Genomic DNA, 14440 nt, shown 5'->3' on the forward strand with positions numbered 1-14440 from the left:
TCAGATGGCAAGAAAAACAACCTATGTGTACATGTCTATGTATTACTCGCTTGTCTTTATGGCGCTAGGCGCTTTCAGCAATTATATTCCGATCTATTACAACGATATCAATCTTGATCATTTTCAGATTGGTTTGCTCTCGACAGCGGGAGCGATTACCGCAATGATCGCTCAACCGCGATGGGGATTGGCCGCCGACAGAGCGGCATCGAAAAACCGTCTGCTGCTTATAGCGCTGCTGCTTACCTCAATTCTCGTATGGACGTTACCGGCGGCAGGCAGTCAATTCTGGGTGTTATTTGCGTGCACAGTAGTGTTCGGGGCCGTCCAATGCGTGATTAACCCGCTGGGCGACACGATTACGCTGGAGATTTCCCGCAAGTCGGGATTTAATTTTTCCCGCATCCGCACAGCGGGATCCGTCGGTTATGCTTTGATGGCGGTTATAGCCGGCTGGCTGCTGGACCGTAATCTGCATTATATGTTCCCTTTGTTCTCCGGGCTCGTGTTCGTTGCTTTTCTGCTGGCTTGGGGCATCCCTAAGGTGGAAGGCCATCAGCACAAGGCGAAGGTACAACTGAAACAGCTGTTCACCAGCAGAAAGCTTGTTCTGATTTACTTATACACGCTCGTGGTAAACTGTACGCTGGGCTTTTTTACGACATTTCAAGCCGTTTATAGTAAAGAGCAGGGAATGAGCACAGCGCTGATTGGCATTGGGGTCAGTATCGGTTCGATCAGCCAGTTTCCATTTATGCTGTTTTTTCAGCCGCTTTACCGGAGGTTTGGGATCTTTAAGATATTGCTCTGCTCCGGGATTATTCTTGCCGTACGATGGTTGCTGTTCAGCGGTTCGCTAAGTCCAGCCGTTTATCTGGCGACGTGGGTGCTGCATGGCGGGACGTTCATGCTCTTTTACTTATGTCTGGCTGAGTACGTGAGCACACATGTGCCCAAAGAGTTGAAAGCAAGCGGCCAAATGATGAATTCTTTGACGATGAACGCCATCAGTCGCACATTAGGTTCGTTGTTAGGCGGACTGTACGCCGGCTGGTTTGGTATTCGCTCAGGATTTATGGTCTGTTCTATCATCTGTATTGCAGCAGTGGCGTTGTTTTGGTATTATTATCGGCCGAACGATGGGGATCAACTGGAAATGGAAGCGTCTGTTTGAGATACAAAACTGGCGTCTGTATTTTATTTAAATAATGAGCTGTGATACGATTATATAGAAATAGCATTTTAAATATTTTCAGAAAAGAGAGTCAAAGCAATGATCAAAATAAACCGATCAAACGTAGAAAAAGAGCTTCAAGCTTTTATTGGTACTGATGTTTATATTCACAGTGAAGCAACGTCTTTTGTATTCGTACGCAATTTCAAGGTCAAGGTTACCCATGCGTTTGTAGCGGGGGAAGGTCCATTTCGTGCCGCTCTCCGATTTGACGGGCATGGATGGCTTCGAATGGAAGCGCTAACGCATTATGAGATTGATGCAAATGGTCGTCTTTTATTGGCTGGTTATGATGACAGAGGTCGGATGAATGTTGCCCTGCATGTAGGAAAAGAGCCGTTTCCAGAATGAACAAGCCACAAAATACACCATCGAAAAAGCTGTTAGCGGTGTTTGCTCATCCCGACGACGAGTCATTTATTTGTGGAGGTACTCTCGCCAAGTACGCCAGTGAACAGGTTGACATTACACTAGTAAGCGCAACGCGCGGAGAAATGGGACGACGTATGGGCAATCCGCCTTACCTCAATCGTGAAACGATGGCAGCTGCTCGTGAAATAGAACTACGGAATGCCTGCGATAGCTTGGGAATACGGCAGTTGCAATTTTTGGATATCCGCGATAAGACCGTTGAGTTTGTCGATGAGGATAGTTTGACATCACGCATTGCAGCTATTATCCAAGAAATTGACCCTGATGTCGTGCTTACTTTTCATGAGAAGCTGGGTGGTCACCCCGATCATTGTGCCATTGGGAAAGCGACGACAGCTGCTTTTGAAAAAACCGGCCAACGGGGATCCTTGTATTTTATTACGTTCGGCGATGCGATGGAGCGTCCGGAACGATATGGGTATGCCCGTAAAGATGTCGTCAAAATTGATGTGCATGCGCACCTGGATGCCAAGCTTGCCGCGTTTCGTGACCACCGGTGCCAGACTGAAATAGACGAATGGGTATGGCTGCCCGACCAAGAAGCAAAAGCGAGATTCGGTAACTATGAATATTTTTTGAAAGCGGATAGGGCTTCTACGGTATTGAATCAACATGATTTGTTTGGTCGTCGTATAGAAATCTGAGTATTGAAGGGTCAACTCTTCAGGAGGAAATAGGATTGAATTGTAAATATAGCAGGAAATTACTTGCTTCTGTTGAATTAAGTGTAAGCATTCAGCATCCAAGCTGTCTGATTACATTTCAGTTGTCCAGGAGGAGTTATGCAATTCAAGTCCAGTTTTTCCCCGTTAGATTATTTTCATTTCTGTTAGCTTTCTGTTTGATTGTCAGTTTTGTCCCGAATGGTAGAGCTTTCGCTGATTCATCGTCTTTCCAATATAAGCGATTCCCGGAATTAACCGTAGGAATTTCACGCCCTGAGATTGGATTTACATTTGTCACTACGACTTTCAAAGTCGAAAACGTTTCTTTCCAAATGCTGTTGGATAACCAAGAGGTCAAGGGAACTTGGGATCAAGATGCAAATAGCTATACATACTTGCCGCAAGTAGATTTGAAACCTGGCGAACATCATGTAGATCTGTTCATCAATATGTCCGGCTATCATCCAATGTCGGAAAGCTGGACGTTTATCATTGCCAAAAAAGCTGACACTTCAGTGACAGCATCTCCCACAGCCGAGCAACAAAAAGGGCTGAACGCCGTAAATGATTACCGAAAATTATTTGGTCTTCAGCCACTACATTGGAGCCAGGAACTGTCGCAAGCCGCTCAACTCCATGCTTCTTACTTGCATAATAATCAAGTGGACGCTCAAAAAGTTTCTCTCCATGTCGAAGACAACGCCAAAGCAGGCTACATCGGAGAAACTCTGACGCAGCGCGCTCGGTATGTCAATTATACCGGCTTGGGGATGGGGGAGGATGCATCCTACGGCTGGAGCAATATAACTGACGCGATTGACAGCTTGTTTGATGCACCTTACCATCGCATTCCATTTCTCATGCCGGAAGCGACCGAAATTGGGATTGACCGCGAAGGCAGCTATGTGGTCATGGATTTTGGCTTCAAACAGCAAGCATCAACACAGATGATCGTATCACCGGCACCTGGCGACCGCTATGTTCCAATTGATTTTAATGGACATGAGTCTCCTGACCCGCTACAAATTCATCGCGGTGCTGCCAGCTATCCAGTAGGTTATCCGTTGTTGGCTGTGATCTCCGGCCAGAACGTAACAAACATCATGCTGGATGAAGCTTCTCTAGTGGACAGTGAAGGAAAAGCGATCAGCATCTTACACGATACGCCCAACAGCGATAAAGAGTTGGATAATGCCGTTATGCTGATCCCGACGAAACCCTTGCTTCCGGACTCGCGCTACACCGCTCATGTCAAAGTATCGTTCATGGACAACGGTCAAGCAAAAACTTTGGACAAGGACTGGAGCTTTCAAACGGAACCTGCTCCATCTGTTGGCAAGCAAAAGCTGCATGAGGACTCGGAGCTTTATATCAAACAATTGCAAATGACTGGGGATGTACCGCACGTTGTTACATTTAAACTCCAGGAAAGTGCCTTTACACTCGATGGGATTAAGCTGACTGCCCGCATGGAGCCGGTTATTATCGATGGATCTTCTTACTTGTGGGTCAGGGATCTGGCTGGGGCCCTTGGTGCTTCAGTCAGCTGGGACGAGTCCAAGCAAGCGGCTATTTACACGAAAAAAGGTAAAACCATTACCTTCTTTACCAATAAAGCTGCGTATGCAGATGGAAATCAGGAGCGGGAAACGCAGACACCGGCGAAACTCTATAATAATACTACATTGATACCCGTGCGCCTGATGTCTGAAGTGCTGGGAGCAAAAGTGAAGTTTGACGATACGACAAAAGTGATTACAATTACTTATTAGTGTTGGCAAATTATTCATCCTACACTTGGATAAAACATGAAGGATTGGCAAGTATATGCGAAGGAATTAGCAGAAGCTCAAATGTTTTTCTGAAACCCCGTGTTCAAAAAAAATTTGAAGGTATTTGTCATGCAAGCTCTTCCCATCTTCCTCGAAAAAGGAAAAGGCGTCATCATCAACACAGCTTCAACAGGCGGTTTTAGTGGTGCTCATGCAGGCGTTGCCTATACGGCTTCTAAGTATGCTGTTATCGGGATTACGAAAAATACCGGTTTTATGTATGCTCAAAAAGGGATTCGTTGCAACGCGATTGCGCCAGGGGCGACGATTACAAATATCGCTTCAACCATGACTAACGTGAACGAGTTCGGTGCTTCTCGAACAAAGGTTACCCAAGGTGTCATTCCGCGCGCTGGTCAACCGGAAGAAATTGCGCAAGTAGCTCTATTCCTCGCATCTGACGAATCAAGTTTTGTTAACGGTGCAGTTATCGCTGCGGACGCAGGTTGGACGGCCGGCTTCTGAGGAAGTTCCTCAGAAATTTTATATAAAAAGGTTTATCTTTGAATCCGAGTATTGCTTGCTTCTGAGCAATACTCGGATTATTTGTTTTCAATCGAATTCTGCGATTTATGATATTCAGTATATTTAATAATAAAATTAATAAAATTAATTTTACGTTTGTAATTATTAATAATTATTGATTTATATTTTAAAATTAATGAATTATAATTTAGAAAAAGAAAGGGGCCGAGTATGAAATATCCCATCATCACACAGTGTCCTGTATGCGACCATCATTTGCACGCCGTCAAGCTGGAATGCGGACATTGCCGGACAACCATAGAGAACACATTTGAATTATCCAATCTGGCTCTACTCTCGCCCGAACAACTCCATTTTGTGATTACCTTTTTAGTGAACAGGGGCAACATTAAGGAAGTGGAGAAAGAGCTCGGAATATCTTACCCGACGGTGCGCGGTAAGCTCAATGATATCATTTCAGCCCTCGGATACGATACGCGGAAGAAGCCAGAAGTCGATGAGAAGAAGGTCATTGCCATGCTGGAGAACGGCGAAATCACTGCGGATGAAGCGGTCAAAATGCTGAAGGATGAATAAGGAGGAATAACGATGAAAGATGAAATCAGCAAAGTGTTGTCCATGATGCAGGAGGGTAAAATTGATTCGGTCAAGGCTTCTGAGTTGATTGACGCACTTAAGGAGAAACAAACGGCTCCTACTTCGCATACCGTGCAGATGCTGGGGAAACCCAACGTTTCGAAGAAACTGTCATCGACTTCCGGTGGTTATTTAGATAAGACATTGAAAATACGGGTAACTTCTCACGAAAATGATAATGTGAACATCAATTTGCCGATTAAACTTGTGAAAGCTGTACTCGCAGCGGGGCACAGCATCGCGTCCAATATTCCGCAGGCTGCGAAGTATGTGAAGGATATCGACCTTCTAATCGATGCCATAGAGAACGAGCTCGACGGGCAAATCATTGACATCCGCTCCGGTGTATCAGACACCGTCACCGTCGTGATTGAGTGACAGGTCATGATGATTGTGAAGGTTAAGAGTAAGGAGCACGCTTTTACGATTCCTGTCCCTTATACAGTCCTGCACATGGGGAGCGGTATTCTGACTTCCAATTTAATTCACCGCATATTGAAGGATTGGTTGAACAAATTCGGGGGAGATTCGAAAGGGCAATTGAATCGGAAGCATGATTTCGAAATGGACAGCAGTCGGTTCGGGATCGAACTGGTGTTGTCGATTCTCCAAAACCGAAATACGAAGCAAGCCATTAGACAGCTCATCAAGGAGCTGCAGCGTTACAAAGGGACGGTTCTGGTCGATGTCAAAGCTCAGGACGGCACGGAAGTGTTGATTAAACTGTAAGCGAGTTTTTTAAAATCAATGAATGCCGCATAGGATGTGGCATTTTTTTTATGTCTTCATTCTCTTGTCGATATGGTTTCGCAGGCAAGATATGCTAAAATAATGTCATATCGGTTAAACTTCTTCGAAGCACGATATCTATTTAAGGCAATTGGAGGGAAGTATATGCAGCTTATCGACAAGATGAAAGTCCAGCAGTTTATCGATATCCTTATTAATCAGGATTTATATATTCATCTCGAGATGACAACGGGGGCTTATGCCGCGCATCTGGATTCTACGAAACATCCGGCCGCGACCTTTATTTCGAACGCTGTTATTCGTTATTCTCACGGCTCGATTTCGGGCAATGGACCTTATCGCGTCGGCTTGAAAACGGAGCAAGGTTGGGTTTATTCCGAAGGGCTTACTCACTATGAAGAAACGGATTCCGAAAGGCTTATCCTTGCGGGGCATGATACGGCGGGAAAACTTGTCGTGGCGCTGCAATTAAGCCGGGAACCGTTCTAAGGTAAAGGAGGATTGAACATACATGGAACGACACATTCTAGTTGTACTTCCACATCCGGACGATGAAGCATTCAGCGCGTCAGGAACGCTTGCCATGCATCTTAGCCAAGGATCAGAAGTCACTTACGCTTGTTTAACTTTAGGCGAAATGGGCCGCAATATGGGCATACCGCCTTTCGCCAATCGGGTCACATTGCCTGTCATTCGCAAACAGGAGCTTGAAGCTTCTTGCCGCGCCATTGGCATCCAGGATCTCAGGATGCTCGGCTTTCACGATAAAATGATCGAGTTCGAGGATAAAGCCAAGTTGGATGGAAGAATCGAAGAACTTATCAAAGAGCTTAATCCGTCGTTAGTCATTACTTTCCACCCGACCCTAAGTGTTCATCCCGATCACGAGGCATGCGGAGCGGCGGTAATCCGAACCATTGGTAGAATGCCTGCCGACCGAAGGCCAACTGTGCATTGTATGGCATTCGCCAAAAATCATGAACAAGAAATAGGTAAACCCGATATCGTTCATGATGTAAAAAGCTTTTTGGAACAGAAGATGGCTTCTATTCAATCCCATAAGTCTCAATTCCAAGCCGCAGAATTATTAGGTAACAAGAAATTATCCGATCCTGAAATTTTGGCACGCTTCGGAACGGAACGATTCTGGACGTATCGATTCTCATAAAACATAGTTGAATGAAGAGATGAAGGCAGCCGGCACAAGTCGGCTGTCTTTAGTTCTTTAACGGGTGAATAGTTACATACGATATTAATAATTTTCCCCGCGATAATAGCGCTTCAACTTTTCTTCCAAATGAACGAGCTGCGCTTCTTTCTCAGCAATATCATTTAACAGCTTTTCCTTCTGATCTTCAATTAGTTTGATTCGCTCAGGCAGGGTTGAAGTTCCTTCGTTCACTTTGTCATAATACGTTTTGATGTCCTCCACACTCAACCCCGTTTCGCGAAGGCATTTGATAAAAATTAGCCAGTTCAGATCATTTTCCGTGTAGAGACGGTTATTCTGCTCGTTTCGGGCAGCAGGTTGCAACAGTCCCTTTCTTTCGTAAAATCGGATCGCTCCAATATTGATTCCGACTTTCTTTGCCACTTCTCCAATCGTTAACATACAAACCCTCTTTTTATGAAAAATTAATTGTTGACCTACACTTAGTGTAGCATAGTAACTTTTAAATAGTTAATAAAATTCAAATGAAAGAAAGAAGGATTCGCATGAAAAAGATCGCTTTAGTGACTGGAGCAAATAAAGGAATCGGAATTGAAATCGTTAAGCAATTAGGCGAAGCAGGCTGGAAAGTCATCCTTGGAGCACGTAGTGTCGAACGCGGTGAAGCAGCTGTTTCCGAGCTAACTTCCATGGGGTTGGACGTAGAATTTGTGCAAATTGACATGCGAGACTTGAAAACCATCGAAATTGCAGCCGATACGATCAACAAGCGTTATCCGGAATTGAAGCTTCTGATCAATAACGCAGGTATGCCAGGCGCTTTTTCCCGCTCTTTTATGGAAACCAAAGAGGAAGATCTGAGGAATGCGTTCGAAGTTAACTTTTTCGGGACCTTTCGTTTGAACCAGCGGTTATTCCCTTTAATCAAAGATAACGAAGGTACAGTCGTCAATGTATCGACCGATATGGCTTCACTGGACCATATGCAAAATGCTGAGTTTACTTTAAATGCATTCGATTATAACTCATCGAAAACGGCCAACAATGCCATGACACTTTCAATGGCTTACGAAGTTAGAAACAGCAGAGCGCAAGTATTCGCGGTAACGCCTGGGTTCACATCAACAGATCTTAACGGCAATGCCGCAGGTGGTAAATCGAAAGAAGCTGCTGCTGCGATTATTGTGGGTTATGCGACAGATGGCAAACGTCATAATGCCGAATTCTTGGATGAGAAGGGCATTTACGCCTGGTAACTGTCAGCCATTGAAAGTAAAAAACTCTTGCTGCCTTTACATGGCGGACAAGAGTTTTTTATTGCACACAAGATACACAAGCCGGCATCACCTGCCTATGTTTGAAACATTACCCTATGACGGTAAGTCCCTTAGGGAAAGAGGTTAACACCTCGACGCCGCTGTCCGTGACGAGCACATCATCTTCAATCCGCACACCGCCGACGCCCGGAACGTAGATGCCCGGCTCAATCGTGAAGACCATGCCGCTGCGCAGCAGTTCTTGGTTTTGGCCGTGTACGGACGGATATTCGTGCACATCCATACCAAGACCGTGCCCGAGTCGGTGCATGAAATGCTTCCCGTAACCGGCGCCTGTGATGTGCTCGCGCGCCGCGTGGTCCAGGCTGGCGAGCGTAGCGCCGGGACGAGTCGCTTCAATGGCCAGCAGGTTCGCCTGCAGCACCGTTTGATAAATTTTCGCTTGTTCTTCCGATATATCGCCAACCGCGAACGTTCGCGTAATATCGGATGCATATCCGTCTGCATAGACGCCGAGGTCGAATAAAAGCAGCTCTCCTTCGCGGACGGCCCGTGAACCCGGAACGCCGTGCGGCATCGCAGATTTCTCACCCGCCAGTACCATCGTCGAGAAGGAAGGTCCGCTCGCACAGAGCTTCTTCATCTGGTACTCCAGCTCCGCCACAAGTTCAATTTCGGTAACGCCTGGTTTCACTTGAGCGATGCCGGCTTGCAGAACATCCTCAATGATCCGTACCGCATGCTTCATGCGAATAACTTCATCCGGAGTCTTAATGACGCGCATCTCGCGCAGCGGCTCGTCGATATCGGCATAGACGGCTGCACCGACCGCTTGGCTTATTGCCTCGAACCGGCTAACCGTCATATAGTCCTTCTCCAGTCCCAGCGTTCGAATGCCGGATGGCAGAAGCTTGCTGAGAATTTCATAGGGATTATCGGTGTCCGTATGAGTATGGATTGCCTTTACGGTCGATGCGGCTTGCGCTGCTTCAAGATCCAGAGCCGGTACGATTAGCAGCGGTTCAGCGCCGCGTGGGATTAGCAAACCGAGAAAACGTTCATGTGGGTCGCTCGCAAACCCGGTCAAATAATACACATGTTTCGGCATCGTAATCAGCACAGCATCAATCGCTCGCTGATCCATATAAGCAACTAGTTGTTCAATTCGAGTATTCATGAAATTCATCAATCGTCCTTTCGGCGTTTACTGACACTGGGTTAATTTTCACATAATGAACTCATTATAATGTCAATAAGCGTCGGGTGACAAGGTTGTCACACATTCAACGTTCGCAGACGTTTGATATCTTGAATAGGCGAGAGACCGAACATTCTAGTATATTCTCGGCTAAAATGAGAAGGGCTCTCGTAACCTACCCGGAATGCGACTTCAGCAGCCTCAGTAGGTTCGCTTAATAAAAGGCTTCGAGCCGCTTGCAATCGCAGGTGTTTTTGAAATTGAATTGGGCTCATTGCGGTTATATCTTTAAAATGTCGATACAACGAGGGAACGCTCATATTGGCTATTTCCGCAAGATCATCGATACGCAATGGTTTTTCAAAATTTTGTTTGATATGGTCGATGGCATGGATGATTCGGTATGCACCGCTCCCATCCTTGACGATCTGTTCCAATGCGATCCCGTGATTTCCTTGTATAACGCGAAACAGAATTTCTTTTGTAATGAGCGGCGCAAGTAAGGGGATCTCTTCCGGGTGATCCAGCAATTGCACGAATCGTTTAACAGCATCCAATAATGCCTCTTCCATTTTTCCGACAAATAAACCTCGCTTTGCGTGTTCTTCCGGATGTGTCTGGATTTTGGACTCCTGAATGACCTCGAGTATTTGTTCTGGTGTAAATTTCAGCTTGAGCGCGAGATAGGGAGCTTCTGGGGAAGCTTCGATAACTTGGCTGATTACTGGCAAATCGACGGAGGCGGCAATATATTCAGCTGACTCATAGCGATAGAGTTCCTGAGCTAACGTGACTTCCTTTTTACCTTGAAAAACAAAACAAATTGAGCGGTCATGTACCCCGTGAGTGGGGGTTGTCCTTTTATCTTGACGAAAGAGAATCAAAGATGGAATCGAAGTGGGGTGCGAGCCGTTATTTTGTCGTGAATGACGTTCTATAAGATTAACAATATGTTCACGCAGTTCGAGTTGGCGATCCATAATCTCATCCTCCTTAACATACCCGATAGTTGTTCCAATCATAATATACAGTCACTTTCAACTGCAATGGATGTGATAGGAATAGGCAATCAATTGAGATGAATGTTATACCGATCGGTCCTAAATCCGTTGCATAATGTAGAAGCTGAAGCCAAGGCTTTCATGCTAAAACAACAAACGGAGGAGATATCCTTATGGCAACGAAGCAAACTCCTATTAGCTCCGGTTTTGGAGCAACATCAACAGCAGCCGAGGTCATCCAAGGGATCGATTTAACTGGTAAAATCATTGTGGTTACTGGAGGCTATTCCGGCATCGGGTTAGAAACCGTTCGTGCATTCCACTCCGCAGGGGCCAAAGTTATCGTGCCCGCTCGAGATATAAATAAGGCTAAGGCTGCTCTCGCTGAAATGCCGGATGTCCTTATAGAGGTCATGGATTTGCTTCACCCCGCATCCATCGATGCTTTTGCAGATCGTTTCCTTAGACATTTTGACAAGCTGCACATTCTTGTCAACAATGCTGGCGTCATGGCTGCGCCGCTAGCTCGTGACGAACGCGGCTATGAATCCCAGTTTGCAGCTAATCATCTTGGACATTTTCAGCTGACCGTACGTCTTTGGCCGGCGCTGGTTCGCGCGGAAGGAGCGCGTGTTGTAGCCCTATCTTCTTATGGCTATATCAGAGGTGAAGTTGACTTTGATGATCCTCATTTCGAACATCGGGAATACCATCCTTGGGCTGCTTATGGTCAGGCAAAAAGCGCAAACGCTTTGTTCGCTGTGGCACTAGACTCGATTGGGCAACGTCATGGCGTACGAGCTTTCTCGGTCCATCCAGGTGGCATTGCAACGGATTTGCAGAGACATTTGTCACAGACGGAATTGGATGCTGTTAAACTTTTTGATGAAAACGGTAAGCCAATTATCGATCCTGAGGGTGCAGATAGGAAGACGCCACAGCAGGGTGCGGCAACAAGCGTATGGTGTGCGACTAGTCCTCAATTGGATGGCTTGGGAGGCGTTTATTGTGTGAATTGCGAGATTGCCCCTTTGTTACCGACCGATGAATCAATGGAAAGATTTGGCGTACGACCACGCGCCATCGATCCTGTTGCCGCTGGCCGCCTATGGCAGCTTAGCGAGCAGCTCACAGGCTCAAAAATCAAGCCTTAATAAGCTTGCAAATGACTATAGTTATATCCATGTTTATGGCTGCGATTGAAATGACGATTATTTCAACCGCTATGCCTAGCATTGTCGGTGAAATGGGAGGATTCACTACTGCTTCGAATATGTTCATGCGTCTATTAGGTAGCTCAGTCGGCGCTGCTTTGTTAGGTGGAATATTGAACTTTAGATTTAAAAGATTTGTATTAAGCTCTGATAATCCGTTGGGAAATGCCGTTTCGATAAATTCGATTAACCAAGTATTAGACTCTTCGAAAACGCATCAAATCCCGGCGGTTTGACAATTGCTCTTCACAGTGTCTATTGGGGGGTCTTAGTACTCGCTGTAATTACGATGCTTGGCACATTATTTTTACCTTTATAACAAAATACGGGATGATGAAATTCTAGCTATCATTTTATTAGATGCACAACATCTCATATCTGTATTATGAATGATTGCTAGTTTCAATGTATAGTAGAGATGAGCATTTCAACATAACAAAAGTATTAGTACTTGTGAATTGATATGTAATCCTACCTTTTAATAGACGGACCAACTTCATCAAACGGACTTTCGCAAAACGGATCCTCGACTTAGCGGCGAAAACCTGGCATCTAATATGCGTATCGTTGAAGCTTTAACTCAGATTGCTGATGCAAGAGGGGTCAAACCCTCACAGTTGGCATTGGCTTGGACGATCGCTCAGGGGTGTGTCCCGATTCCCGGAACTCGTCGGATTTCATACCTGGAGGAAAACGCTGCTGCCGCAGATATTGTACTAACACAAGATGAGTTAAGGCAGATTAATGAAGTCGCGCCAATAGGCATCACTGCTGGTGAACGTTATACTAAGGCCAATATGTCATATGTGAACATTTAAGAAGTGTATCTTACTATAATCTCAAATGAGGTGTTTATATGAAAGAGATAAAAAACATGTTAAATGACAGATTTGAGGTCATTGAGCGAAGGATCGTTTTGGTTTTGGAGCAGCTAAACGATGAACAAGTAAATTGGCGTCCTAACGAGTCAAGTAATAGTATTTCGAATTTAATCGTTCACATTAGCGGCAATATAAACGATCGTATTGGCAAAGGAATGAATAAGATACCGTTCACGAGAGACCGTGATGGGGAGTTTGAAGTGCATTTTATATCGAAAAATGATTTAATCGAGAATATTAAGACTTCATTTCATGAAGTTAAAGAGACATTAATGGCAATGGATAACGAAGGATTATTGCAAACTCAAAAAACAGGTAATCGTGAACAAACCAACTTAGAGATTTTTATTCAGAGTGCAACTCATTTCTCGGAACACATGGGGCAGATTTTATATATTGCGAAGATATTGAAAGATGAAGATTATTTGACAACAACTGTTCCAAAGAAGAAACGGATTTAAGTGAGATTTGAAAAGAGGGAGTCTCCGCTATAGCCCAATTCATTGTCATTGGAGAAGCTCTGCGCAAGTGTACCTCTTACTAAGGCTGCCATTCGGCAGTCTTTTTTCATCTATTGGACTTACAGACAATGTGGTAGACTATGTACCGGTTAATTCTGCTGAGATCGTATTTCCTTAATGATTTCTAAAAACTGATTGGCATCCTCAGAAGGATATAAGGGATACATCAAGCCATAGGGGATTGCGAAGTCCAAGTCGCTAGGAATTGTTACTAGGGACGGATGAATATCTGCCCATACATCTAAAGTTAGTAAGACAACACCACTTTCCTCACATCGATTAAAAATATCAATATCATATAGACGCGGAATATCTTTAATTCGGATTTTAGGGTGATTCTTTATCATAAAATCACGAATTTCATCAATTACTGCGCTACCTCCACCATTTACTACAGCCAATTCCTCTCCATACAAATCATTCACAGATATTGTTTTTTTAGAAGCCAGCCGATGGTTTCGAGATAAAGCAAAGCAAAAACGATTAGTTCCCAACTCAAGTACTTGGAAATATTCCTTTAAATTCTCTGTATGGATAGGCCCTACGATGAAATCATAGTTTTTGCCGATAGTACGATAAGTGGTTGGGAGTGTATGTGAATCATCCTCAAAATGCACGATATTGATTTTGAATTGCGGGAATTGGTTGCTGACTTCATTCCACATATCCAGCAAAACCTTGCAGGGATTAAGCATAGAGGTTCCCACGCGAATTACAAGTTGATTTGCTTGTACGAATTGACGCATTCGCAGCAAAGCTTCTTCGAAATACTGCACCATAAATGTCGCATCCTTGATAAAGGATTTTCCCGCTTTGGTCAGTTCAATTCCATGATTAGTGCGGATCAAAAGAGGCATGCCTACATGTTTTTCCAATAGATTCATTTGCTTCATCACAGCGGTAGGAGAAATAAAAAGTTTTTCAGCTGCTTTTGAAAAGCTACCGGACTCTACGACCTGAATAAATGTATTCAATTGTTCTAGCATTCTATGACCCCTTTTGCATAAACCAATAGTTGATACCATGCTAACTTATTTGAACTTCCGTATCAAGTTCTTCAACTGTAACATTAGAGATGAAAAGAGCAAAGCACTTTGAAGCTTGCTGATATCATGCATTGATTTCATTTTCAGGACTGCTGG

17 protein-coding genes and 2 pseudogenes are annotated in these 14440 nt (G+C 44.6%); 15 read left to right on the forward strand and 4 right to left on the reverse strand.

Features of this window, described 5'->3' with window-relative positions; all coding sequences use genetic code 11:
- Positions 1-4 precede the first annotated feature (4 nt).
- The 10 genes and pseudogenes from ACUN27_RS17130 to bshB2 all read left to right on the forward strand — a co-directional run bounded on the left by ACUN27_RS17130 (position 5) and on the right by bshB2 (position 7203).
- On the forward strand, positions 5-1174 hold the full coding sequence (locus ACUN27_RS17130) for an MFS transporter (RefSeq protein ID WP_326059809.1): 1170 nt from the start codon (positions 5-7) through the stop codon (positions 1172-1174).
- A gap of 99 nt (positions 1175-1273) precedes the next feature.
- Positions 1274-1585: a DUF1806 family protein gene (locus tag ACUN27_RS17135; RefSeq protein ID WP_315950681.1), complete on the forward strand. Its 312-nt coding sequence runs from the start codon at positions 1274-1276 to the stop codon at positions 1583-1585.
- Positions 1582-2310, forward strand: coding sequence for a PIG-L family deacetylase (locus ACUN27_RS17140; protein WP_445559270.1), 729 nt, complete (start codon positions 1582-1584; stop codon positions 2308-2310). Before ACUN27_RS17135 ends, ACUN27_RS17140 begins: the two co-directional genes overlap by 4 nt.
- 35 nt (positions 2311-2345) lie before the next feature.
- Positions 2346-4103 carry a stalk domain-containing protein gene (locus ACUN27_RS17145; RefSeq protein WP_445559271.1) on the forward strand — a complete coding sequence of 586 codons (1758 nt, stop codon included), beginning with the start codon at positions 2346-2348 and terminating at the stop codon, positions 4101-4103.
- A 126-nt stretch (positions 4104-4229) separates the two neighbouring features.
- Positions 4230-4628, forward strand: a pseudogene (locus ACUN27_RS17150) (SDR family oxidoreductase); the annotation flags it as partial.
- 231 nt (positions 4629-4859) lie between these two features.
- Positions 4860-5225: a DUF2089 domain-containing protein gene (locus ACUN27_RS17155; RefSeq protein ID WP_315950676.1), complete on the forward strand. Its 366-nt coding sequence runs from the start codon at positions 4860-4862 to the stop codon at positions 5223-5225.
- A gap of 12 nt (positions 5226-5237) precedes the next feature.
- Positions 5238-5663, forward strand: coding sequence for a hypothetical protein (locus ACUN27_RS17160; RefSeq protein ID WP_445559272.1), 426 nt, complete (start codon positions 5238-5240; stop codon positions 5661-5663).
- Between the two features lie 6 nt (positions 5664-5669).
- Positions 5670-6014, forward strand: coding sequence for a hypothetical protein (locus ACUN27_RS17165; RefSeq protein WP_445559273.1), 345 nt, complete (start codon positions 5670-5672; stop codon positions 6012-6014).
- 165 nt (positions 6015-6179) lie between these two features.
- Complete coding sequence (locus ACUN27_RS17170) at positions 6180-6524, forward strand: YojF family protein (protein WP_445559274.1); 345 nt, start codon at positions 6180-6182, stop codon at positions 6522-6524.
- A 22-nt stretch (positions 6525-6546) separates the two neighbouring features.
- Positions 6547-7203 (forward strand): bacillithiol biosynthesis deacetylase BshB2, encoded by a 657-nt coding sequence (gene bshB2, locus ACUN27_RS17175; protein WP_326059799.1) that lies wholly within the window; start codon positions 6547-6549, stop codon positions 7201-7203.
- Positions 7204-7287: 84 nt separating this feature from the next.
- Here bshB2 and ACUN27_RS17180 read toward each other — a convergent pair whose 3' ends face one another.
- Complete coding sequence (locus ACUN27_RS17180) at positions 7288-7647, reverse strand: MerR family transcriptional regulator (RefSeq protein WP_326059797.1); 360 nt, start codon at positions 7645-7647, stop codon at positions 7288-7290.
- Positions 7648-7751: 104 nt separating this feature from the next.
- On the opposite strand from ACUN27_RS17180, the gene ACUN27_RS17185 reads away from it, so the two are divergent.
- Complete coding sequence (locus ACUN27_RS17185) at positions 7752-8462, forward strand: SDR family NAD(P)-dependent oxidoreductase (RefSeq protein ID WP_315950669.1); 711 nt, start codon at positions 7752-7754, stop codon at positions 8460-8462.
- Positions 8463-8571: 109 nt separating this feature from the next.
- Here the strand turns inward: ACUN27_RS17185 and ACUN27_RS17190 are convergent, their stop codons facing one another.
- Both ACUN27_RS17190 and ACUN27_RS17195 read right to left on the reverse strand, forming a co-directional pair.
- Positions 8572-9660 carry a M24 family metallopeptidase gene (locus ACUN27_RS17190; protein ID WP_326059794.1) on the reverse strand — a complete coding sequence of 363 codons (1089 nt, stop codon included), beginning with the start codon at positions 9658-9660 and terminating at the stop codon, positions 8572-8574.
- A gap of 98 nt (positions 9661-9758) precedes the next feature.
- Positions 9759-10661 (reverse strand): AraC family transcriptional regulator N-terminal domain-containing protein, encoded by a 903-nt coding sequence (locus ACUN27_RS17195; RefSeq protein ID WP_445559275.1) that lies wholly within the window; start codon positions 10659-10661, stop codon positions 9759-9761.
- A gap of 194 nt (positions 10662-10855) precedes the next feature.
- Between ACUN27_RS17195 and ACUN27_RS17200 the strand changes: the two genes are divergently transcribed.
- From ACUN27_RS17200 to ACUN27_RS17215, 4 genes and pseudogenes are all read left to right on the forward strand, one after another.
- Complete coding sequence (locus tag ACUN27_RS17200) at positions 10856-11836, forward strand: oxidoreductase (protein ID WP_445559276.1); 981 nt, start codon at positions 10856-10858, stop codon at positions 11834-11836.
- A gap of 35 nt (positions 11837-11871) precedes the next feature.
- Positions 11872-12132, forward strand: coding sequence for a hypothetical protein (locus ACUN27_RS17205; RefSeq protein ID WP_315950664.1), 261 nt, complete (start codon positions 11872-11874; stop codon positions 12130-12132).
- 300 nt (positions 12133-12432) lie between these two features.
- A pseudogene (locus tag ACUN27_RS17210) lies at positions 12433-12714 on the forward strand (aldo/keto reductase); the annotation flags it as partial.
- 38 nt (positions 12715-12752) lie between these two features.
- On the forward strand, positions 12753-13238 hold the full coding sequence (locus ACUN27_RS17215; RefSeq protein ID WP_315950663.1) for a DUF1572 family protein: 486 nt from the start codon (positions 12753-12755) through the stop codon (positions 13236-13238).
- Between the two features lie 149 nt (positions 13239-13387).
- Here ACUN27_RS17215 and ACUN27_RS17220 read toward each other — a convergent pair whose 3' ends face one another.
- Complete coding sequence (locus tag ACUN27_RS17220) at positions 13388-14284, reverse strand: LysR family transcriptional regulator (protein WP_315950662.1); 897 nt, start codon at positions 14282-14284, stop codon at positions 13388-13390.
- Between the last annotated feature and the right edge of the window lie 156 nt (positions 14285-14440).

The sequence above is a fragment of the Paenibacillus sp. WC2504 genome, assembly GCF_052682475.1.